We start from the raw sequence: 21,905 nt of genomic DNA, 5'->3' as shown, positions 1-21,905 counted from the left end.
CGGCCCGGAGTTCGCAGGCGGCGGCGGGACATACGGGCCCGGGTGCGGGGACGGCGAGACATACGGCCCGGAGTTCGCAGGCGGCGGCGGGACATACGGGCCCGGGTGCGGGGACGGCGAGACATACGGCCCGGAGTTCGCAGGCGGCGGGACGTACGGTCCCGGGTTGTGGGGCGGTGGCGGGGGCCCGCCGTTCGGTGGCCAGTGCGGCTGGTACGGATTGGGGCCCCCGAAACTCACTGTGCTGTTCCCTCCCGAGACGTCCGGTACCGCCGGCCGCGCCGACGCCGGCCCGGCACCGGACCCGCGTCAATCGCCGTGGTCCGGCGCCGACATGGGAGGATACGTGATCACTCACAGCCCGGGTCCCCGCCCCGCGGCGGACGAAAACGGGAGTCCGCGGGGCGAGGGTCGTATCCGTGCGTCGGATGCCGGCGTTCCGGGCCGTGAGCCCGGCCGAGCCCGGTGGGGGCTCGCTCAGCAGCCGTAGTCGATCAGGTCGAACGACGCGTAGTGGTCCGCCGTGTAGTAGTCCTCCTGGTAGTCCTCACCGGTGACGATCCGGCGGGCGCCGCGTGTGGAGACACCGGGGGTCCTGACCGTGTACTCGTGGTAGTAGCCGCTCGACTGGCTGGGCAGGATGCCCTCGCGGTTGTAGAAGGTCTGGCCGTCCTGCGAGTACGGGAACGGCCCGCCCTGCTCGATCAGGCCCAGGGTGGTGTACGCCTGCGACGGCAGGTCGCCGTAGCAGATGCTGCCGACCGCCGTGGCGGCGGCGCCCGCCGGGGCGGCGGAGACCGTGCCGCCGACGAGCAGAGCGGACAGGAGAGCGGCTGCGGCGCCGATGCGGGTGGCGCGTGGGGGGAATCTCATGGACGTATGATGACGCGCGTAGACAGTGGCATGTCAATGACAAGTCGGCAGAGTTCGCCGTCATGTCACGGCAGTTCTCGGTGAGTTAACGAAGTGAACTACCGAGGCGCGTCCGCCGCCCGGCGGCCCCACGAGGTGCCCAGCAGGACCAGCGCGCCGCCCAGCAGCCCGAGCGCGCCGAGCCGTTCGCCGCCGAGCGCGATGCCGGCCGCGGCGGCCCACAGGGGCTCGGTGCCCAGCAGCAGGCTCACCCGGGACGGGGAGGTGCGCCGCACGGCCCACATCTGCACGAAGAACGCGAACAGCGTGCACAGCACGGACAGGAACAGCAGCCCGGCCCACTCCCGCGCCCCGAAGCCCGCCGCGGTGTCCCACGGGCTCGCCCCGGTACCGCCGGACAGCAGCGCGAACACCACCAGGCAGGTGCCGAGTTGGACGGTGGTCAGCGGCAGCGCGGGGGCGTCCTGGACCGCCTTGACGCGGGACATCGCCATGACGTGCAGGGTGCGGGCGAGGGCCGCGAGGAGCATGAGCAGGTCACCGGAGGACGGGCGGGTGAAACCGCCGCCCTGGGTGAGCAGGACGACGCCCAGCACCGAGACGGCCGCCGCGCCGAGGAAGGCCGCGGACGGCCGGGTGCGGGTCACGGCCGCCTCGGCGAGCGGCGTGAGGATCATGGTGAGGCTGATGATGAGGCCCGCGTTGGTGGCCGAGGTGTGCACGACACCGTACGTCTCCAGCAGGAAGATCCCGCCGAGGATCAGGCCGAGGAGGCCCGCCCCGCGCCACTGGGCCGCGGTGAGCGCCCGCAGCGAGCGCCGCCCCACGACCACCAGGACCGGCAGCACCAGCGCGAACCGCAGCACCAGGACCGCGATCACCGTCCGGGCGGTGGTGATGTCCTTGGCGGCGAGGTAGCTCGCGCCCCAGACCACCGCCACCATCAGTACGGGCAGGTCGGCGAGCCAGGCGCGGCGGGGGGCGAGGACGGCCGGTGCGACGGTCGACGACGTCATGGGGCGGCGGCTCCGGTCTTCGGCGGTGAGGTGCGAAGACGGCGCCGGCTCGCACGGGGACGATCACCGTACCGGTGGGTTCCGCGCGGGACCAGGTGTTTTCCGGGGGTTCTTCGACGGGACGTGCGGGGCCCGGTCCGCACTCACCCGGCGGGCGTCGGGGAGAAGCCGCTCGCCGGGCCCTGCCGGTCACCGCCCTGGGTCCTGTTCAGGGCGGTCGCCAGGCCCTGGACGGTCGTGGACTGCAGCAGGACGCTGCCGTCGCCCTCCAGCGTGGCCAGGGCCACGCCCTCGCCGCCGGACACCGCGTGCATCAGGCTGGGGCGGTCCGGGCCGCCGGCGCGCCGGACGCCGTACCCGACACTCTCCTCGAAGGCCACCAGGGAGCCGGCGCCGACCTCGACGCGGCCGCCGAGGCCGGCCGGGTTGAGGTCGACGAAGGTGCCGGCGCCCGCGATGATCACCGTGCCGCGGCCGGTGAGCCGCCCCAGGGCGACGCCCTCGCCGCCCGCTGTGCCGGTCCGCCCGCCGCGGAGGTCGAGGAGGGCGAACCCGACGGTGGACTCGGCGGCCACGACGGCGTTCCGCTGGGCGCACCACGCGCGGGTGCCGTCGAGTTCCAGGGCTCGCAGCTCGCCGGGCAGCACCCCGGCGAAGCCGGCGGTGCCCTCGCCGTCCTGCGCGGTGAGGTACTGGAACGCCGGTGACTCGTCCGCCGGGGCCCGCCGGCCGGTCTGCACGGCCGTGCCGAGGGCCGGGCGCGGCAGGCCGCCGATCCCCGCCGCCGCGGCGCCCTTGGGGCGGCCCGGTGCCGCGCCGCCGCCGGACGGGGCGGACAGCCGGGTCTCCATGGTCACGTTCGTGGTCTTGAAGCGGAACGTCCCCGCCTCGCAGTACACGGTCTGCCCCGGGCGCAGGGTGACGACCACCAGCTGCGTGGCGTTGCCGACGATCTCGTGCCGAAGGGTCACATCGGGAAGAACGCGCGTGGTGTCGCCCCGGGTTCCGGGTGCGCGACCTCGGTGTCCGTTCGCCGCCGGCGGCCGGGTGGGGCCGTCGCTGGAATGGTGGCACGACGTCTCGGTGCTCGGTCGACGGCGGGCACGGGACGTGAGCCGCGCGGGGCGCACCGGCGCCTCCGGACGGGTGCGCTCCGCGAGCCGGACGGGCGTCAGCCGCCCAGTTCCCGGTGGCGCGCCGTCAGACGCGCCGCGCCCTCGCCGGTGAGGGAGCCGAACAGGCGCAGGCGGGAGATCCCGCCGTCCGGGAAGATGTCCACGCGCGCGTGCGTGCCGGTGGCCGGGGCCGGGAGCACGAACCGGTGGTCGGTGTCGGGCTGCAGGCGGGTGCGGGGCAGCACCTCGGTCCACTCGCCGCCCCCGCCGTCCCGTACGGACACCGACGCCCAGCCCGCGCTGTTGCCCTTCAGGTACGCGGTGTCGATCTCGATCGCGCGGATCTCGGACCGCTCCACCAGCCGGTAGCGGATCCAGTCGTTGCCCCGGTCCCGGCGGCGGCGGGTCTCCCAGCCGTCGTCCATCCTGTGCGAGCGGCCCGGCTGGATGGTGTGGGTGGCCGGCGAGTAGAAGCGGTCGGAGGCGTCCTCGACCCGGCCGCCGTTCTCCAGGGCGACCACGTCGAAGGTGCCCAGCGCCGCCAGCCACTCGGGGTCGGGCACCACCTCGCCGTACACGCGCAGGCGCGCGATGCCGCCGTCGGGGTGCTGGTTGACGCGCAGGTGCGTGAAGCGCCGCTCGGCCGGGACGGCGAAGCCGTTCGCCGCGTGGCCGCCGACCGGCGTGCGCGGGACCAGGGGCGTCCACGTCACGTCGGCGGCGAGCAGCTCCCCGGGGGACGGGGAGCCGGGGAGGCACGCCCCCTCGACGGACACGGACTGCGGGTAGTTGCCGCGGAAGTGGGCGGTGTCGACCACGATGCCGCGGATCACGCCGGGCGCGCCGAGGCGGACGAGCGCCCAGTCGTGGTCCTCGGCGGCCGGCCAGGGGTGCGCGGCGGAGGCGCCGCGGCGGCGCCGGGTCTCCCAGCCGTCCATGATCTTGCCCTTGTGCCCGAAGTGCTCGGGGGCGAACTCGGCGCGCTCGGGCACCAGCAGGTTCTCGCGCGGGGCGAAGAACTCGTCGTTGGCGGCGACGACTCCGGCACCGAGCCGGCGGTCGGCGAGGTTGGCGTACTGGGTGAAGGGGAAGTGGGCGGTGCGGTAGTCCGCGTACGGGTCGCCGCCTCCGTAGGGGCTCGCGTCGCCGGTGAATCTCGATGTCGCCGTCACGGTGATCAGGTCTGCCTCTCTGCCGTCGGGGTTCAGGAGGTGCGGGTGAGCAGCCGCCCCTTCGGTGCGGTGAACTCGCCGTCCGCCACGATGCGTTCGCCGCGCAGCCAGGTGGACTTCACGACGCCGCTGAGGGTGCGCCCGGCGTAGGCGGTGACGCGGTTGCGGTGCTGGAGGGCGGCCGGGTCCACGGTGAAGGTCTCGTCGGGCGCGAGCACGGCGAAGTCGGCGTCCCGGCCGGCCTCGATGGCGCCCTTCCGGCGCAGCCCCACGAGTTCCGCCGTCCGCGTGGACATCCAGCGGACCACGTCCTCCAGGGTGTGGCCGCGCTCGCGGGCCTCGGTCCACACCGCCGGCAGGCTCAGCTGGAGTCCGGAGATGCCGCCCCAGGCGGTGGCGAAGTCGTCCGTCTTGAGGTCGGCGGTGGACGGGGAGTGGTCGGTGACCACGCAGTCGATCGTGCCGTCGGCCAGCGCCCGCCACAGCAGGTCCTGGTTGGCGGCCTCGCGGATGGGCGGGCAGCACTTGAACTCGCTGGCGCCGTCCGGGACCTCCTCGGCGGTCAGCGTCAGGTAGTGCGGGCACGTCTCGACGGTGACGGGCACGCCCTCGGCGCGGGCGGCGGAGATCAGGGGCAGCGCGTCGCCGGAGGACAGGTGCAGCACGTGCACGCGCGCGTGCAGGCGTTTCGCCTGGGCGATCAGGTGGGCGATCGCGGTGTCCTCGGCGTCGCGCGGACGGCTGGCGAGGAAGTGGGCGTACCGGGGGCCGCCCTGCTGCGGGGCGGCGGCGAGGTGGTGCGGGTCCTCGGCGTGCACGATCAGCAGGCCGCCGAACCCGGCGGTCTCGGCCAGGGAGCGGGCGAGCTGCTCCTGGTCGAGGTGCGGGAACTCGTCGACGCCGGACGGCGACAGGAACGCCTTGAAGCCGAAGACGCCGGCCTCGTGCAGCGGGCGCAGGTCCTTGACGTTGCCGGGCAGCGCGCCGCCCCAGAAGCCGACGTCGACGTGCGCCGCGCGGCGGGCCACCTCCTGCTTGGTGCGCAGGTGGTCGACGGTCGTGGTCGGGGGCAGGGAGTTGAGCGGCATGTCGACGAGGGTGGTGATGCCGCCGGCCGCCGCGGCGCGGGTGGCGGTCCAGAAGCCCTCCCACTCGGTGCGGCCGGGGTCGTTGACGTGCACGTGGGTGTCGACCAGGCCGGGCAGCAGGACGTCGTCGCCGAGGTCCGTCAGCGGGACGCCCCCGGCGGGGGCGTCGTACGGCAGGACGGCGGTGATCGTGCCGCCGGCGACCGCGACGGACGCGGGGCGCGTCCCCTCGGGCGTGATGACGCGCGTCGAGCGCAGCACCAGTTCAGCGTCGGACACCCGGACCCCTCTCCCGGTCGGTGCGCTGCCGCGTCGGCGTGCGCGACGCGCTGCCGTCACTTTCAACGTTCTGTTGAAGGAGTCTCGCCTCCCGTCCGCGCACCGTCAAGGGCGCACCTCTCCCCAGTGCGCCCGCGACCCCGAGGCCTGGTCCCCGGTGCGCCCGCGACCCCGAGGCCTGCTCCACAGTGCGCCCGCGACCCTGAGATCTGGACGTTTCCACAAAGCGGAATTAAGATTCCAACAGACAGAACGACGCCGCGTACAAGCGGGGAGCCGACCTGCTGCCGGGTAGGCTTCTGCCCGCCAGCCAGCCTCGAAAGGAACGCGCCGTGCCGACGTCCAGCGCCAGCACCACCGACGCCGCCAAGTCCGCCAACGGCGGCGGCGTCCAGTCCCTCGAGCGCGCCTTCGACCTGCTGGAGCGGATGGCGGACGCGGGCGGCGAGGTCGGCCTGAGCGAGCTCTCCGCGAGCAGCGGCCTGCCCCTGCCGACCATCCACCGGCTGATGCGCACCCTGGTGGCGTGCGGGTACGTCCGCCAGCAGCCCAACCGCCGCTACGCGCTCGGCCCCCGGCTGATCCGGCTCGGCGAGTCCGCCTCCCGGCTGCTCGGCACCTGGGCCCGCCCCCACCTCGCCCGGCTGGTCGAGGAGACCGGGGAGACGGCCAACATGGCACTGCTCGACGGGGACGAGATCGTCTACGTCGCCCAGGTGCCGTCCAAGCACTCGATGCGCATGTTCACCGAGGTGGGCCGGCGGGTCCTGCCGCACTCCACCGGCGTGGGCAAGGCGCTCCTGGCCGGCACCCCGGACGACGAGGTGCGCGCCCTGCTCGCCCGCACCGGCATGCCCGCCGCGACGGAGAAGACGATCACCACGCCGGAGGGCTTCCTCGCGGCGCTGGCCGACGTGCGCCGCCTCGGGTACGCGGTCGACGACAACGAACAGGAGATTGGCGTCCGCTGCCTGGCGGTGCCGGTGCCCGACTCCCCCACCTCCGCCGCCATTTCCATCTCGGGCCCGGCCGGCCGCGTCACGGAGGCGGCCACGGAGCGGATCGTGCCGGTGCTCCAGCAGATCGCCGCGGAGCTGTCCGAGGCCCTGGTCAGCCAGAACCCCGCGTGACGGGGCCGGCGCACTGGTCCGGTCGGCACGCCGGCCGGGAGGCCGTCGTCCGCACCTCGCACGGCCGCTCGCCGATCCGCGTGACGATCAGGAGGGTGCGCTTCGAGGGCGACGGGCCGTTCCCGTTCCGCCCCTGGCGCTGAGCCGTACCGGACCCGGGGGAGACCTCCCTCAGGGGGCGTCTCGCCGGGGCGGTTCGCCGAACAGCTCCACCGCGTCCCGGACCTGCGACAGCCCTCGCGACAGCGCGCTCACCGATCCGATCGCCCCGGCGATCAGCAGCAGCGACCGGCGCAGCCGCGGGACCTCGGGCGGGCCGTCGGCGGTCATCGCGGCGAGCGCCGCGAGCTCCTCCTCGGCGACGACCCGGTCGGTGAACTCCCCCGGATGCGCGGCCAGTTCGCGGCGCAGCCGGGACACGGCGGTCCGCAGCTCCGCCACTCTCGGGTCCTCGTCGCTGCCGGTCACCGGCCTCTGCCCCAAGCTCCGCAACACAGCTCTCCCCCCTGGCACAACGGTGTACGCAGTCCCGCCCCGATCCCCCGTGCGCCCCCTGGCGCCGTTCGTGCGCCGGGGGACGCGGGCCAGTTAACGCCACCGGGTGCCGTCGCGCCACCGCGCGGACCGAAATTCAGCCCCACGACACCGTCCGGCCCGCGCGCGGTCGGGTATGCAGGACCCATGACGGATCAGAACGCACCCCCGGTCGCCGCCCTGCTGCTCGCCGCGGGCGGCGGACGCCGGCTCGGCGGCCGGCCCAAGGCGCTGCTCGAACACCGGGGCCGCCCCCTGGTCGAGCACGCCGTCGGGGTGCTGCGGGCGGCCGGCTGCGCGCGCGTGCACGTGGTCCTGGGGGCGCGCGCCGACGCCGTACGGCAGCGGGCGGAGCTGTCCGGCTGCGTGCTGGTGGAGAACCCGGCGTGGGAGCGGGGCATGGGCTCCTCGCTGCGGGCCGGGCTGCGCTCGCTCACCGGGACGGGCGCGCGCGCCGCGCTGGTGTCGCTCGTCGACCAGCCCGGCATCGGGCCGGAGGCGGTCGCGCGCGTGCTGGCCGCCTGCTCCGACGAGTCCTCGCTGGCCTCGGCCGCCTACGACGGCGTCCGCGGCCACCCCGTGCTGCTCGGCGCCGCGCACTGGGCGGGGGTCGCGGCGACCGCGAGCGGCGACCGGGGGGCACGCGCGTACCTGACGGAGCACGCGGCCGCGGTCCGCCTCGTCGAGTGCGGTGACGTGGCACGGCCGTACGACATCGACACGGCGGCCGACCTGAGCCACCTCGAGTGAGCGGGGCGGCACCCAGCGCCGCCTCGCCTCGGCGTGGAGAATCCCGACATCAACAAACCATTGAATCCATAATGAGGAAACTAATATCCATTTACCAGAGGCACCCGACCGCGCAGCAGGTGCGGTATTCCCCGCCGGCGTCTTCTGGCACCCGGTGCCACCGCTGAAGGAAGTGCTGAGCCGCGGCGGGCGGCCTCACTTGTCCGAGTGGCCCAGGGACTTCCCCGGGGCCACTCGGTCGCGCACGAGCCGCTTGACCCCCGTGGGCTCCGGGAAGCCCTGTTCCCGCCGGTCCCACACCACCTCGTCGTTCACCCGCACGACGAAGACCCCGCCGGTGCCCGGTTTCAGGGCCAGCTCGGTCAGTTCCGCCCCGAAGGTGGTCAGCAGCTCCTGCGCCAGCCAGGCCGCCCGCGGCAGCCATCCGCACTGGGTGCAGTACTCGATCTGGACCCGCTGGGTCGTGGACGTCATTGCAGGTGCACCGACCAATCCTGTTCCGCGGCCGGTTCGCCGTGCAGGTCGGGGACCTGCTTGAGCCACTTCGGCCTGCCTTGCCGGGTCCGCGCCGCGCGCAGGGCCTCCTCGGCGGCGATCTCCTCACGGGTCGGGAAGTCGGTGGGCAGCCACGCGCCGGACGCTCGCACGCGCGCGTGCAGATGGCCCACGTACGCCTCACGGACCTCCTCGGCCGCGGCGAAGCCCCGCTCGCCGAGCAGCCAGGCGTCCGGCACCCGCCCCACGATCTCACGCAGCAGCTCCTCGGTCACCCGGGGCGCCAGCTCGGCGTCGGCGGCCCGCACGTCGGGCGCGCAGTGGCCGAGGGCGTGGTGCCGGAAGTCGTACCTCTTGCCGGGCGCCGACAGGTCCCAGCGGTGGTGGAAGACCAGCGCCGCTCCGTGGTCGATCAGCCACAGGCGGGGCGGGGCGACGCCGAGCGTCGGCCAGATCATCAGGTTGGAGCTGTGCACCGTGCGGTCGACGTTCACGGTCAGCGCGTCGAGCCAGACGATCCGCCCGGCCTCCAGCGGCTCCACCCGGAAGGTCCTCGCGACCTCCGGCGTGAAGTCCCGGGCGCCCGGCAGATAGTCCATGCCGAGATTGATCCCGGCGCTGGACGCGTGCAGCTCGCGCACCTCCTGGTGCTCCTCGTGGCCGGCGACGGCCGGGTCGAAGCGGACCAGCACCAGCTCCGGGAAGCGCAGCCCCAGCGCGCGCGCCAGCTCACCGACGATCACCTCGGCGACCAGCGCCTTGCGGCCCTGCGCGGAGCCGGTGAACTTCACGACGTACGTCCCCAGGTCGTCGGCCTCGACGACGCCGGGGACGGAGCCGCCGGAGCGCAGGGGGGCGATGTAGCGGGTCGCGGTGACCTCGGTCAGCATGTCACGTCCTCACACCGGGGAGCCGGCCTCCGGCCTGAGGTGAGCATAACCAGACGCGTCAGGGTGCCGGGGTGTCCGCCAGGTCCGGCCGGGAGGGGTCGTCGTCCTCCTTGCGCACCGGCGCGGCCGGGCGGGCCGAGCCCGCGGGCAGCACGGTCAGCGCGGAGACGGCGGTCAGCACCGCGCAGCTGAGGATGATCGGGACGTAGCTGTGCGTGCGGTCCTGCATGACGGCCCCGAACTGACTGGACAGGGCCACGCCCAGCGCGTGCACCATCCAGACCAGGCCCATCGCCGTGCCGCGGACGGAGACCGGGAGCACCCGGGCGATCCACATCGAGGTCGCGATCACCGACGCGAGGTAGCTGAGGCCGAAGACCGTGCCGAAGAGCAGCGCCATGGCCGGCGAGGGGGTCAGCACGAGCAGCACCATGGCGACGGCGCGGGTCACGTACGCGCCGACGAGGACCGCCTTCACGTGCCCGCGGTCGCACAGCCAGCCGGCCAGCAGGCTGCCGGCGATCTCGAAGGCCCCCAGCAGCGCGATCGCCGACGAGCTGACGGCGTCCCCCATGTGATGGTCCGACATGAACGGTACGAAGTGCACATCGATGAAGGCCATGGTGAAGCCGCAGCCGACGAACGCCAGCCCGAGCAGGCGCAGTTCACCGGAGCGCAGGCACATGCGCAGCTGGCTGCCGAACGACGGCGCGGCCACCGTCTCGGCGGTGCCCGCGCCCTGTCCCGCGGAGGCGGTCACCCGGCCGGACTGCCGGGTCACCACCAGGGCCAGCGGCGTCAGCACGACGAGGAACACCACGCCGACCCCGCCCAGCACCGTCCGCCAGGTCAGCCACTGCCCGAGCCAGGTCCACAGCGGGACCAGCAGGATGAAGCCCACGGCGCCGCCGTTGGTGATCAGCGCGTAGACCAGCCCCTTGCGCCCGTCCTGGAAGAGCTCGTCGACGAAGACGCCGAGCGGCACGTACGACAGCATGGTCAGCGCGAGCGCCGCGACGAGGCTGTAGATCACGATGAACAGCCACAGCGGCCCGGACAGCGCGCACCCCAGCAGCGCCACGCCCGCCAGCAGGGATCCGACGGCGAGGGTCCGGGCGCCGCCGATGCGGTCCGCGACACTGCCCACGAGCGGGGAGAAGACCGCGGTGGCGACCGAGAACAGGGTGACGGCCCACGCCAGGTCGGACCGGGAGCCGCCGAAGTCGCCGGTGATGGGCAGGAAGTACACCTGGAGGGTGTTCTTCAGGGCGGAGCCCGCGAGGGTGAGCAGGAACGCCGAGGCGGTGAGCACCGCCAGGACGGTCTTTCCGGCGTGGCGGGTGGGTCTGGGGGTGGTGGGCAACGGAGGCACCTTCGGTAGGGGAGATGGCGCGGACTGAGCACAGGTGCCCGGGCCGAGGGCGTCAGCCCAGGACCGCGACGCTGCGCAGCACCTCGCCTCGCCGCAGGCTGTCGAACGCCTTCTCCACGTCCGTGAGGCCGATGCGCTCGGTGACGAACTGCTCCAGCGGGAGCCTGCCCTGCAGATGCAGGTCGACCAGCGCGGGGAAGTCCCGGGACGGCAGGCAGTCGCCGTACCAGCACGTCTTGTACGTCCCCCCGTGCAGGAAGGCGTCCAGCAGGGGCATCTCCAGCCGCATGCCCGCGTCGGGCCGGGCGACCAGGACGAAGGTACCGCCGATGCTGCGTGCGTAGAACGCCTGTTGCCAGGTCTCCGGGTAGCCGGCCGCGTCGATGACCACGTCGGCGCCCAGCCCGCCGGTGAGTTCCTTGATCGCGCCGACGACGTCCGTGGCCGAGGTCACGTCGATCACGTCGGTGGCGCCGAGTTCCGCGGCCCAGGAGAGCTTGCGGGGGTCGATGTCCGCGGCGATGATCCGCGTCGCCCCGGCCAGCCGGGCACCGGCCACCGCGGCGGCGCCGACGCCGCCCACGCCGATCACCGCGACCGAGTCGCCCGGACGGACGTTGCCGGTGTTCAGCGCCGCGCCGAGACCGGACATCGCGCCGCAGCCGACCAGCCCCGCCACCGCGGGGTCGACGGCCGGGTCGACCGGGGTGCACTGCCCGCTGTGCACCAGGGTCAGCTCGGCCAGCGCGCCGATGCCCAGGGCGGGGGTCAGCGGCTCGCCGGTGGTCAGCGTCATCTTCTGGGTCGCGCCCAGTTCGTTGACGCACGCGGTCGGCACACCGCGCCGGCAGGGCCGGCACCGGCCGCAGACCGCCCGCCAGTTCAGGATCACGAAGTCGCCCGGGGCGACGTCGTGCACGCCCGGCCCGACCTGCTCGACCACTCCGGAGGCCTCGTGCCCGAGCAGGAACGGGTAGTCGTCGTTGATGACCCCGTCGCGGTAGTGCAGGTCGGTACGGCAGATGCCGCACGCCTGGACCCGGACGGTCACCTCGCCCGGGCCCGGGTCGGGCACGACGATGTCCCGTACCTCCGCCGGTCGTCCCTTGCCGGGGGCGACCACTGCCTGAACCGTCTGGGGCATCGCGCCCATCTCCTTCTTCACTCGCTGGCCGGCGCTGTGCGGTACCGCGTGGCGCTGGTGGGGGCTGGTTGGGGCAGGGGTCCGGTCCGCCCGGCGGCGCGGGCGGACCGGTGGGCGGCCTGGCGGACGCCGTCGTTCAGGGGGCGCGGCCGGCCGCGGGCCGGGGGGCCGGGAGTTCCTGGAGGTAGGACACGCCGCTGTCCGCGTGCGGACCGTAGCGCTCCCACACCTCCCGCAGCCTGATCCGGCCGTCCTGGAGGACCTGCGGGGTGCTGACGCAGCGGCCGGAGACGATCTCGCCGTCCTCCAGCACCATGCAGTAGGCGAACCGAAGGGAGCCGTCCGGGCCGCAGATGCCGGTCAGCGAGCCGCGCCGGGCCCGCCCGCCGGAGAACTCGCCCCACAGCAGGTCGCCGTCCTGGTGGTACGTCGCGACCCGCTCCTCCTCCGGCCCGCCGTCGGCCACCGGACTGAAGCGCCGGCCGTCGTAGTCGATCACGCGGGCCTCCGGTCGTCGTCGGCGTAGGTGACGGTGACCCTGCTCGCCAGCTCGGTCATGGTGTCGAACGCGTCCCGCAGGGAGTCCCCGGTGGTGCCGAGGAACCCGAGGATGGAGTTGCCCTCCGGCGGACGCCGGATCACGTCCCCCGGGCTCGCCGTGATCTTCAGCAGGAAGACCCTCTCCGACTCGGCGACCTCGTCGGGCACATGGACCTGCCCGACGACCCCGGCGTCGCAGATGAGGCACATGGCGGTCACGTGCACGCCGGTCGGGGCGTAGTGGCCCGCCGCGGGCCGGACCCCGCGGGCGACGTCCATCACGGCGGTGATCGGGTCGTACCCGGCGGTGAGCCGGGCGATCTCGTCCAGCCCGCCGCCGCCCACCCGCGCGGCGATCTCCAGCAGGTAGGGCCTGCCCCGGTGGAAGCGGACCTCGGCGTGCAGCACACTGCGCCGCAGGCCCTGTGCCCGTACCCCGGCGGCCACGGCCTCGTGCACGGCGGCGAGGTCCTCGGGGCCCAGCGACGTGGGCGCGTGGTGCACGTCGTCGTCGAACGTGCTGCCCTCGGCGGTGATGCGGTCCACCACCGAGCCCAGATAGACCTCGTCGTCCCAGACCAGCACCTCCATGAGGTACTCCGGACCGTCGAGGAAGGACTCGACGAGCAGCGCCCGCGGACCCAGGTCGAGGCCGTCGGCCTCGGACTCGGCCCACACCATGGAGCCGATGCCGGTGATCGCCTGCTCGAACCGCTCCGTCATCTGCTCCGGATCGTCCACCCGGAAGACGAAGTTGCTGGCCGCGCCGAGAGTCGGCTTGACGACGACGGGGTAGCCGAACTCGGCCGCGGCGGCGTGCGCCTCGTCGAGCCGGGTGACCAGCCGGTACGCGGGGTGCGGTGCCCCGGCCCGCTCGTGGGCCCGGCGCATCACGTACTTGTTGCGGCTGGCGACGGCCGCCTCCAGGCCGATGCCGGGCAGGCCGAGCGCCTCCGCCACCGCGGCCACCGTGGTGACGGCCGCCTCGGAGAAGGTCAGCACGCCGTCGAACCGCTCACCGGCGTGCCACTTCTCGGCCTCGGCGACGATGTCGGCGATGTGCTTGGACCCGACCACGCGGTAGCGGCCGGCCGGCCAGAAGTCCTCGGCGCCCTCGCCGTTCAGCACGAACAGCTCGGCACCCAGCGCCTCGATCTGCTCGTAACGGGACTTGTAGTACTCCAGGTACTGGCGGCTTTCGATAGCGAGCAGTTTCACCTGTCGTTCCCTGCCTCGTCGTGCGCGGGGGACGCGGCCGGCCGCCGGTCGGCCTGCCAGTGCGCCGAGTCCGTGGTCGTCGGAAGCCGGGGCATCCGGAAGGGGGTGATCTCCTGGTCCGCCGCGCCGGTCAGGGAGAGGTCCTGTCCGGTGGCGGTCAGTTCCGCGGCCGCGTCCACCAGGATCGGTGCCGCGTGGGCGAGCAGCGTGCGCACTTCGAGGTACAGGTCGCCCAGCGACCCGGGGTCGGCCGACTCGGCCTGTGCGCACAGCCGGACGAGCTGGGAGCTGACGGTCTGGGCCGCCAGGCCGGCGCTGAAGTTCGCCGGTTCGTAGCACTGCCGCAGCCGCTCGGCGACCGAGGCGGCCCGTCGCCGGCCGGCCGGGCCGGTCGGCAGTGCGGCGGAGCCGGCCCGGGCGGACAGGCGGTCCGTCGCCGCGGCGAGCCGGTTCCAGGGCTCGCACAGCCGCCGGGTGACCACCTCGTGCATGTCGGCCTCGGTGTAGTTGGTGCGCTGGCACTCGGGGCCGGACAGGGCGAGGTAGAACCGCACGAGGTCGCGCGGCACCTTGCTCAGCAGGTCGATGCCGCGCACCAGGTGGTTGCGGCCGGTGGAGAACTTCTCGCCGTCCAGGTCGTAGAACTCGTTGGAGACGTTGTACGACGGCAGGGCGTAGCGGTCGCCGTGGGCCATGAGCATCACCAGGTCGACCAGGCCCCAGTGGAAGACGTTGTCGAAGCCGTGGAAGTAGACCAGGAGGGGTTCCGCCCCGGCCAGCCAGTGCCGGTCGGCGGCCCCCTCGGGTTCGCCGGTCCGCTCCGCCGACCACGACGTGCTGTGCATGACCGCCGGCATCGCCTCGATCCACGGGTAGAGGACCTGGCCCGGCGTCTCCGCGAAGGGGGCCGGGATGCCCCAGGTACCGGGGACGGTCACCGGTACGTCGGGCAGCGGCCGGGCGAGGAGTTCCGCGATCAGCCGTCTGGCCCGCGGCCGCCAGGACGGTGTCCGCGCCGCGAAGTAGTCGGTGAGCCGGTCGCGGTACTCCTCCAGCGGCAGGACGAGGATGTCCTGTTCGCGGTACTCGACCGGGTCCTCGGGATCGAGCGTGGAGCGCGCGTCCAGCAGCTCGTCGAAGTTGTTGGGGTGGCCGCAGTCCTCGCAGGCGCCCCCGCTGCTGCCGGCCAGGCACACCGGGCAGACGCCGCTGAGCAGGCCGTCGTAGAGGAACGCGCCCGCCCGCACCGCGTAGGGCAGCCGCACCGTGCGCAGCCGGAAGCGGCCGGCGTCGTGCAGCGCGCCGACGAAGGACAGCACCGTCTGCCGGTACCGCTCGTCGATGGGCGGCAGCCCCGCCATGGAGACGCCCAGCGCGTCCAGGCACTGCTGGATCTGCGCCGCGGAGGTACGGCACAGCTGCTCGGGCGGGACCCCGCGGCGGCGGGCGGTGGTCACCACGTAACTCTGGCTGTCGTCCGTGCAGGTCGTGTAGATGACCTCCCTGCCGCTCGCCCGCAGGTAGCGCGCGCACACGTCGGCGGCGAGGTAGGGGCCTGCCAGGTGGCCGACGTGCAGGTCGCCGTTGGGTGTGGGGGTGGCGGCCACGATGATCGCCGGGCGGCCGTCGGTGGTCATCACGTCGCCCCGTGGCGCTCGGTGAACCGCTCGGACATCTCCGCGTCCCACCACACGGCGTACATCTGGAAGTCCTCGTCGCCCCGGTTGACGACCTGGTGCCGCTCGCCGGGCGTGAAGTAGACGATGTCACCGGCGACGAAGGGCGTCGTCCCGGCGTCGGTCACGATCTCCGCGGCGCCGGTCATCGCCACCCAGATCTCGTACTCGTGGTGGGAGTGGGCACCGGACTCGGCGTTCGGCGGCACCACGCACCAGGAGCCCTCGAACGGGGCGTTGAGCTCGGGCCAGGGCATCAGGCGCTGGGCGCGCAGACCGTTGTCCGGCTGGAGGTTGTCACGTCGGAGGCTGCGAATACTCGTCATCTGAATCAGATCTCGCCTTAGGTCCGCGGGAATCGGTTCGTCGTGGGTCGGCAGGGCTGGTCGAAAGTCGGGGCGGGGTCAGTTCTGCGGGAGGGTCTCCAGCAGCAGGCCGGCGGCCCCGGGGTCCGGGCCGGCGGGCGGCGGGCCGGGGTGCCGGCCGGCCAGCAGGTCGGTGACGATCTCGCCGGACCGGACGGCCAGGACGCTGATCAGGGAGTCGGCGATGCCGTGCGTCGCCTCGTTGACACCTTGCAGGTAGCACCTCGCCGTGGCCGTCTCCGGCAGCACCATCCGGTAGCTGCGGTCGACGGCGATCTCGTCGAGGCCGATCGCGGCGGCCAGGTCCCGGACCACGGCCGGCATCCGCTTGCTGAAGCCCGTTCCGAGCAGGACCACGTCGCAGCGGAGTTCCTCGGTGCGGCCGGTACGCCGGTCCACGAGGGTCAGCACCACCTCGTCGCCGTCCTTCTGCGCGTCGGCCACGTCGGTCATGGTGACCATGGACAGGCGCCGGCCGCCCTGGAGCCGTTCCAGGTACATCTCCCGGTAGATGCTGTCCAGCAGCCCCGGCGCGAGCCCGCCGTAGTTGCTCCGGTGGATCTCCTGCAGTTGCTGGGCCCGCGCTTCGGGGCTCGCCGCGAAGAACGTGTCCACGGAGGACGGGTAGAACAGCTCGTTGGTGAACTTGGAGCTGTCGTAGTTGTCGAGGCCGATCGAGCGCATCACCATGGTGCAGTCGGCCTGCGGGAACTGCTGGTAGGAGGCCCACAGCATCTCCGCCGCGCTCTGCGCGCCGCCGACCACCACGATCCTGCGAACGGCGGCCGGATCGAGCCGGCTCACCTTGGCGGTGAACTCGGTGCTGTGAACGACCCGCTCGTCGGGCAGCTGGGCGAACTGCTCCGGAACGTGCCGGTCCCGCCCGATGCCGAAAGAGATGTCACGGCAGTGGACGGTCGACTCGTCGGCGAACCGCACCAGCCATCCGGTGATGCGGTCGCCTTCCCTGAACGGCTCGACCGCCACCACCTGGCGCCCGTAATCGAGTCGCACGCGCGGCAGCGACGAGGCCACCCATTCGAGATAGCGGGATATTTCCAGGCGGTACGGCGTGAACGTGCCGAGATTGACGAATTCGTCCAGCCGTCCGGTGGCGTGCAGGTAATTGACGAAGGAATAGGCGCTGCGCGGGTTCCGCAGCGTCACCAGGTCCTTGAGGAACGAGACCTGGCTTTGCGTCCAGGGCAGCAGCAGGCCGCGCTGCCAGGCGATGTCGTAGTTCTTCTCGACGACCAGGGTGTTCTCCACCAGATCGTCCGGGGCCATTTCCTCGAGTGCCACCGCCAGTGCCAGGTTCGCGGGTCCCGCCCCGATGGCGAGGAGCTCCACGTGCTGCTGCTTCAACGGCCTCTCCTAAGATAATCGCGCGGATATCCGGGACTCGAGGTCCGGTACCGGGTGGTGCGTTCTTCAGGGAGATCGGACAGAGGAGTCGCGGCGCCGCGCGGCCTAGCGCGGGGCGGGTGTGCCGAGCAGGTGCCGTGCCGCCAGCCGGCTGGCCGCCAGCACGGTCTTGGCGGCTCCCCCGCTGCCGCCGGTGAAGGTGAAGACCTGGGAGGTCTCCGGCACCGGGCGGAGCCTGAGGCCGCCGTCAGGGGCGTAGCAGTCGAAGGACGCGACCAGCCGCACCGGTGCCAGCGGGTCGTCCGGCCTGCCGAACAGGGTGCGCGCGGCGGCGCGCACCCGGTCGCTCAGGGCCGGTTCGGACGCGACCCGCCCGGGGACCACGTCCCAGTCGTCGGTGCCCTGGCCCAGCAGGAACCGGCCCGGCCCGCAGGGGCGTCCGTACAGGTCCGAGTTGGCGTCGACGAACGCGCCCAGACCGGGCACGTCGAGGGGGTACACCCCGTACTGGATGCGCTTGGTGCGCAGCCCGCCGCCGGAGTGCGGCAGCAGCGACGGCGTCCAGGCCCCGGCCGCGGCCACCACCATGTCGTACCGCCGTGAGCTGCCGTCGGGCAGCAGCACGGCGGCCCGACGGGTGATCCGCCGGACCGTCGCGGGCACGATCCGCACCCCGCTCCCGGCGAGCCGGCGCAGCACGGACGAGCGCAGCCCGGCCGGGGACAGATGGCCGGCCAGCCGCTCCACCACCGCCGTGACGCCGGCCGGCAGGCCGCGCAGGCCGGCCGTGCCGGCCAGCCGGTGCGCGGGTTCGGTCCGGGCGGAGCCGGGCAGCAGCTCCTCCAGCACGGACAGCCGCCCCGCCGGGTCCTCGTCCGGCGGGAGCACGTACACGGACCCGACCTCGCGGTAGTCGCCGGCCCGGGTGAGCCAGGCGCTGCCGCGCAGTTCCGTCAGGCTCTCCGCCGCCAGGCGGCAGGAGTCGGCATGCGTCTCGAAACCGCGGACCATTCCGCCCGAGGCGGCCGTCGCGTCGTCCGGTGCGGCGGCGGTGGTGAACACGGTCAGCTCGGCACGCGGGCTCTCCTGCCGCAACCGGAAGGCGAGCATCGCCCCCGCGATACCGCCGCCGACGACGGCTATGCGCATTCCGCCGAGGCCTTGTGGCACGGAAGCGGAATAACGCGAACTCGTGTGACGGCACTCCCGGCAGTGGGCGTCGCGGCGTCCGCCCTTCTGCCTGTGCCCAGTTCGTCCCGCACGTGCCGCCCCCTCCTGACATGCGAACAAAACCGGCCCAATGAAATCAGGAACCGCGCAGAAGCGTCAACAGACTTTGGCTGAAAAGGCCGCGTCCTTCCAGGGCGGTTCAAGTGGACCGATCGCCGTGTGCGGAAGTGGACCAGTGAGGTGTGGGGCCCTGACCTACGGTGACCGCAGAGCAGGGTGCCCTAATCGGCCCCTCCCCCGCCGCAGGAGAGATATCTGTGCCCAGAAGGCCTTTGTCGATCTGCATTGTCGGAGTCGGCCCGCGCGGTCTGGCGGTACTGGAACGACTGTGTGCCAACGCGCGCCGCGCTCCGCAAAGCCAAGGCGTACACATCTATCTGGTGGACCCCAGTCCGACGGGTGCCGGTGCCGTATGGCGAACCGATCAGTCCCGGCAACTGCTCATGAATACCGTCGCTTCCCAGATCACCGTCTTCACGGACGAAAGCGTCTCCATGGAAGGACCGGTGGAGCCGGGTCCCAGCCTGTACGAGTGGGCGCGGGAACTGCGCGGGGCGCACGCCGCGAACAGCGGTGACCGGGACGAGCAACTGCTCGCCGAGGCCCGGCTGCTGGGCCCCGACAGCTATCCGACGCGGGCCTTCTTCGGCGGATATCTGCGCGAGATGTTCGCCCGTGTCTGCCTGGCCGCGCCGGACCAGGTGGACATCACCACCCACTACTCCCGTGCCGTGGCGCTGAGCGGCGGCACCGACGACGTGCCCGAGCAGAGCGTCCTGCTGGAGAACGGGCGGCTGATCGACGGCCTGGACGCGGTGGTCCTCTCCCAGGGCCACGTCGGGGTCGAGGCCGACGACAAGGAACGCGCGCTGACCGAGCAGGCGCGCGCGCTCGGCCTGGTCCACCTGCCGCCGGCCAACCCGGCCGACCTGGACCTCGATGTCGTCCGGCCCGGCCAGACCGTCCTGCTGCGCGGCCTGGGACTGAACTTCTTCGACCACATGGCCCTGCTCACCAGCGGGCGCGGCGGCCGGTTCGTGCGGCGCGGCGACGCGCTGGTCTACGAGCCCAGCGGGCTGGAGCCGCGGATGGTCGCCACCTCCCGGCGCGGCATCCCGTACCACGCGCGCGGCGAGAACGAGAAGGGCGCGCACGGGCGCTACTTCCCGCGGCTGCTGACCGCCGAGCACATCGCGGGACTGCGCCGGCGGGCCGACGACGGCGACCGCGTCTACTTCGGCATCGACCTGTGGCCGCTCATCGCCCGTGAGGTCGAGAGCGTCTACTACAGCACCCTGCTGGCCGGCTGCGGCCGCGGCGCGGACCGGGAGGCGTTCACCGAGCTGTACCTGGCCGCCGAACCGGAGGAGCACCGGGTCGAGGTCCTGGACGCGTTCGGCGTGCCGGCCGAGAGCCGCTGGGACTGGGAGCGGCTCGCCCACCCCAGCGCCGGCCGCTCCTTCGCCAACCAGGGCGAGTTCCACGCCTGGCTCGTCGGCCACCTGGAGCAGGACGTCCGCCAGGCCCGGGGCGGGAACCTGAGCAACCCGGTGAAGGCGGCCCTGGACGTCCTGCGCGACCTGCGCAACGAGATCAGGCTCGCGGTCGACCACGGCGGGCTCGACGGCAACTCCCACCGCGACGAGCTGGACGGCTGGTACACGCCGCTCAACGCCTTCCTGTCGATCGGCCCGCCCGCCTTCCGCGTCGAGCAGCTGGTCGCGCTGATCAGGGCCGGCATCCTCCAGGTGACGGGGCCGGGAGCGGACATCCGGGTGGACGCCGCCGAGCGGGCCTTCGTGTGCGCCTCGCGCGAGATACCCGGGCCGCCCGTGCGGGCGTCGGTGCTGATCGAGGCGCGGCTGCCGGAACCCGACGTGCGCCGCACGACCGATCCGCTGATGCGCCAGCTCCTCGAGGACGGCGAGATGACGCCCTTCCGGATCGACGGCGGCTGCGGGACGGTGCACGAGACGGGCGGTGTCGCGGTGACGCCCCGCCCCAGCCGGATCGTCGACGCGCGGGGCCGGGCCCATCCGCGGCGCTTCGCGCACGGCGTGCCGACCGAGTCGGTGCACTGGGTGACCGCGGCCACCGCACGCCCCGGGGTCGACTCGGTCAGCCTGGGCGACGCCGACGCCATCGCCCGGGCGGTGCTCGCGCTGTCCCCGGCCGGGCTGCGCGCCGAGGCCCGCCCCCAGGAGGTGGGCGCGTGACCCCGGCGCCCGCGGCCCAGGCCGACACCGGCCTGCTGTCCCCCGTGCGCGCCGGCACGCCCGTCGAAGCCGCCGTCGGCGACGTCGCCTGGGTGCAGGGCATGCTCGACGCGGAGGCGGCCCTGGTCAGGGCCCAGGCGAGCCTCGGCACGGTGCCGGCGGCCGGCGCGCGGGTGATCACCGCCGCGGCCCGCGCCGAGCACTTCGACGTGCGGGCCCTGGCGGTGGAGGCGCGGGAGACCGCCAACCCCGTGGTCGGACTGGTCCGCGCGCTGACCCGGCTGGTCGCGGCCGAGGACCGGCAGGCGGCCGAGTACGTCCACCGGGGCTCGACCAGCCAGGACATCTTCGACACCGGCGCCATGCTGGTCTCGGCCCGGGCGCTGCGCCTGATCCGCGCCGACCTGGCCCGCGCGGCCGAGGCGCTCGGGTCGCTGGCGCGGCGCCACCGCGGCACCGTCATGGCCGGCCGGACCCTGGCCCTGCAGGCGGTCCCCACCACCTTCGGCCTCAAGGCGGCGGGCTGGCGCCAGTTGCTGCTGGACGCCGGGACCCGGCTCACCCGGGTGCTCGACGGCGGGCTGTTCGTCTCCCTGGGCGGCGCCGCGGGCACCCTGGCGGGCTACCTGGAGTACGCCCGGGTCGACAGCGGCCCGGACGCCCTCCCGCCGCCGGAGTACGCCGGCCGGCTGCTGGACGCCTTCGCCGCGGAGACGGGGCTGGCCCGCCCCGCGCTCCCCTGGCACAGCCTGCGCACGCCCCTGGCCGACCTGGCGGCGGCGCTCGCCTTCACCGCCGGCGCGCTCGGCAAGCTGGCCGTCGACGTGCAGACGCTGGCGCGCACCGAGATCGGGGAGGTGGCGGAACCGGCCGGGGAGGGCCGGGGGGCGTCGTCGGCCATGCCGCACAAGCGGAACCCGGTGCTGGCGACGCTGATCCGCAGCGCGGCGCTCCAGGTGCCGGTCGTCTCCGCCGGGCTGACGCAGTGCCTGGTCGCCGAGGACGAACGCTCCGGCGGGGCGTGGCACGCCGAGTGGCAGCTGCTGCGCGAGGCGCTGCGGCTGACCGGGGGCGCCGCCTACACGGCCGTGGAACTGGCCGAGGGCCTCACCGTGCACGCCGACCGCATGGCGGCCAACCTGCGGCTGACGGGCAGCCAGGTGGTGTCCGAGCGGATCAGTGCCCGGCTGTCGCCCCGGCTGGGGAAGGAGACGGCCAGGAGCCTGCTGGCCCAGGCCTCGGCGCGGGCCGCGGGCACGGGTGTGCCGCTGGCCCAGGTGCTCGCGGAACTGCCGCTGGTGACCGAGGTGTTCAGCCGGGAGCAGCTGGACGCGCTGTGCGACCCGGCGCACTACACGGGGGCCGCGGCCGAACTGGTCGACCGGGCGCTGGCCTGAGGCGTCCGGGGCGGCGCCGGCCGCCCCGGCCCCGCGTACC

20 protein-coding genes are annotated in these 21,905 nt (G+C 73.6%); 4 read left to right on the top strand and 16 right to left on the bottom strand.

What is annotated here, in order from left to right; all coding sequences use genetic code 11:
* Positions 1-477 precede the first annotated feature (477 nt).
* From ACFF45_RS08430 to allB, 5 genes are all read right to left on the bottom strand, one after another.
* Positions 478-873 (bottom strand): guanyl-specific ribonuclease, encoded by a 396-nt coding sequence (locus tag ACFF45_RS08430; RefSeq protein WP_381344057.1) that lies wholly within the window; start codon positions 871-873, stop codon positions 478-480.
* A 98-nt stretch (positions 874-971) separates the two neighbouring features.
* Positions 972-1,889 carry a DMT family transporter gene (locus ACFF45_RS08425; RefSeq protein WP_381344054.1) on the bottom strand — a complete coding sequence of 306 codons (918 nt, stop codon included), beginning with the start codon at positions 1,887-1,889 and terminating at the stop codon, positions 972-974.
* 143 nt (positions 1,890-2,032) lie between these two features.
* Entirely contained in the window at positions 2,033-2,860 is an 828-nt protein-coding gene (locus tag ACFF45_RS08420; protein WP_381344051.1) for an AIM24 family protein, read from the bottom strand.
* A gap of 200 nt (positions 2,861-3,060) precedes the next feature.
* Positions 3,061-4,176, bottom strand: a complete 1,116-nt coding sequence (gene alc, locus ACFF45_RS08415; RefSeq protein ID WP_381344048.1) for an allantoicase — start codon at positions 4,174-4,176, stop codon at positions 3,061-3,063.
* 32 nt (positions 4,177-4,208) lie between these two features.
* Positions 4,209-5,543, bottom strand: coding sequence for an allantoinase AllB (gene allB / locus ACFF45_RS08410; protein WP_381344047.1), 1,335 nt, complete (start codon positions 5,541-5,543; stop codon positions 4,209-4,211).
* Between the two features lie 332 nt (positions 5,544-5,875).
* On the opposite strand from allB, the gene ACFF45_RS08405 reads away from it, so the two are divergent.
* On the top strand, positions 5,876-6,673 hold the full coding sequence (locus ACFF45_RS08405; RefSeq protein WP_381344044.1) for an IclR family transcriptional regulator: 798 nt from the start codon (positions 5,876-5,878) through the stop codon (positions 6,671-6,673).
* Between the two features lie 171 nt (positions 6,674-6,844).
* Here ACFF45_RS08405 and ACFF45_RS08400 read toward each other — a convergent pair whose 3' ends face one another.
* Positions 6,845-7,141, bottom strand: coding sequence for a DUF5955 family protein (locus ACFF45_RS08400; RefSeq protein WP_381344075.1), 297 nt, complete (start codon positions 7,139-7,141; stop codon positions 6,845-6,847).
* A 213-nt stretch (positions 7,142-7,354) separates the two neighbouring features.
* Between ACFF45_RS08400 and ACFF45_RS08395 the strand changes: the two genes are divergently transcribed.
* Positions 7,355-7,957 carry a nucleotidyltransferase family protein gene (locus ACFF45_RS08395; protein WP_381344041.1) on the top strand — a complete coding sequence of 201 codons (603 nt, stop codon included), beginning with the start codon at positions 7,355-7,357 and terminating at the stop codon, positions 7,955-7,957.
* Between the two features lie 195 nt (positions 7,958-8,152).
* Here ACFF45_RS08395 and ACFF45_RS08390 read toward each other — a convergent pair whose 3' ends face one another.
* The 10 genes from ACFF45_RS08390 to ACFF45_RS08345 form a co-directional block, all read right to left on the bottom strand.
* Positions 8,153-8,431 carry an Rdx family protein gene (locus ACFF45_RS08390; protein WP_381344038.1) on the bottom strand — a complete coding sequence of 93 codons (279 nt, stop codon included), beginning with the start codon at positions 8,429-8,431 and terminating at the stop codon, positions 8,153-8,155.
* Complete coding sequence (locus ACFF45_RS08385; RefSeq protein WP_381344035.1) at positions 8,428-9,342, bottom strand: HipA family kinase; 915 nt, start codon at positions 9,340-9,342, stop codon at positions 8,428-8,430. Before ACFF45_RS08385 ends, ACFF45_RS08390 begins: the two co-directional genes overlap by 4 nt.
* 58 nt (positions 9,343-9,400) lie before the next feature.
* Positions 9,401-10,705 carry an MFS transporter gene (locus ACFF45_RS08380; protein ID WP_381344033.1) on the bottom strand — a complete coding sequence of 435 codons (1,305 nt, stop codon included), beginning with the start codon at positions 10,703-10,705 and terminating at the stop codon, positions 9,401-9,403.
* A 61-nt stretch (positions 10,706-10,766) separates the two neighbouring features.
* Positions 10,767-11,858 (bottom strand): S-(hydroxymethyl)mycothiol dehydrogenase, encoded by a 1,092-nt coding sequence (locus ACFF45_RS08375; protein WP_381344030.1) that lies wholly within the window; start codon positions 11,856-11,858, stop codon positions 10,767-10,769.
* Between the two features lie 136 nt (positions 11,859-11,994).
* Positions 11,995-12,357 carry an avidin-fold protein gene (locus ACFF45_RS08370; RefSeq protein ID WP_381344028.1) on the bottom strand — a complete coding sequence of 121 codons (363 nt, stop codon included), beginning with the start codon at positions 12,355-12,357 and terminating at the stop codon, positions 11,995-11,997.
* Positions 12,354-13,616, bottom strand: a complete 1,263-nt coding sequence (locus tag ACFF45_RS08365; protein WP_381344026.1) for an ATP-grasp domain-containing protein — start codon at positions 13,614-13,616, stop codon at positions 12,354-12,356. Before ACFF45_RS08365 ends, ACFF45_RS08370 begins: the two co-directional genes overlap by 4 nt.
* The gene (locus tag ACFF45_RS08360) at positions 13,613-15,253 is read right to left on the bottom strand and encodes a class I tRNA ligase family protein (RefSeq protein ID WP_381344023.1); all 1,641 of its coding nucleotides are present in this window, start codon (positions 15,251-15,253) and stop codon (positions 13,613-13,615) included. Before ACFF45_RS08360 ends, ACFF45_RS08365 begins: the two co-directional genes overlap by 4 nt.
* Positions 15,253-15,618: a cupin domain-containing protein gene (locus tag ACFF45_RS08355; protein WP_381344021.1), complete on the bottom strand. Its 366-nt coding sequence runs from the start codon at positions 15,616-15,618 to the stop codon at positions 15,253-15,255. The genes ACFF45_RS08360 and ACFF45_RS08355 overlap by 1 nt, the downstream gene beginning before the upstream one ends.
* Before the next feature lie 78 nt (positions 15,619-15,696).
* The gene (locus ACFF45_RS08350; RefSeq protein WP_381344018.1) at positions 15,697-17,022 is read right to left on the bottom strand and encodes a lysine N(6)-hydroxylase/L-ornithine N(5)-oxygenase family protein; all 1,326 of its coding nucleotides are present in this window, start codon (positions 17,020-17,022) and stop codon (positions 15,697-15,699) included.
* Between the two features lie 105 nt (positions 17,023-17,127).
* The gene (locus ACFF45_RS08345) at positions 17,128-18,171 is read right to left on the bottom strand and encodes an NAD(P)/FAD-dependent oxidoreductase (protein WP_381344016.1); all 1,044 of its coding nucleotides are present in this window, start codon (positions 18,169-18,171) and stop codon (positions 17,128-17,130) included.
* Positions 18,172-18,509: 338 nt separating this feature from the next.
* Between ACFF45_RS08345 and ACFF45_RS08340 the strand changes: the two genes are divergently transcribed.
* Together ACFF45_RS08340 and ACFF45_RS08335 are read left to right on the top strand one after the other, a co-directional pair.
* Positions 18,510-20,468 carry an FAD/NAD(P)-binding protein gene (locus tag ACFF45_RS08340; RefSeq protein WP_381344013.1) on the top strand — a complete coding sequence of 653 codons (1,959 nt, stop codon included), beginning with the start codon at positions 18,510-18,512 and terminating at the stop codon, positions 20,466-20,468.
* Positions 20,465-21,865, top strand: a complete 1,401-nt coding sequence (locus tag ACFF45_RS08335) for a nitrosuccinate lyase (protein WP_381344010.1) — start codon at positions 20,465-20,467, stop codon at positions 21,863-21,865. Before ACFF45_RS08340 ends, ACFF45_RS08335 begins: the two co-directional genes overlap by 4 nt.
* Positions 21,866-21,905 lie beyond the last annotated feature (40 nt).

Source organism: Streptomyces cinereospinus, assembly GCF_042430725.1.
Classification (GTDB): Bacteria; Actinomycetota; Actinomycetes; order Streptomycetales; family Streptomycetaceae; genus Streptomyces; species Streptomyces cinereospinus.
The sequence above is the reverse complement of the archived record's forward strand: the minus strand, read 5'-3'. Positions and strand labels throughout refer to the sequence as shown.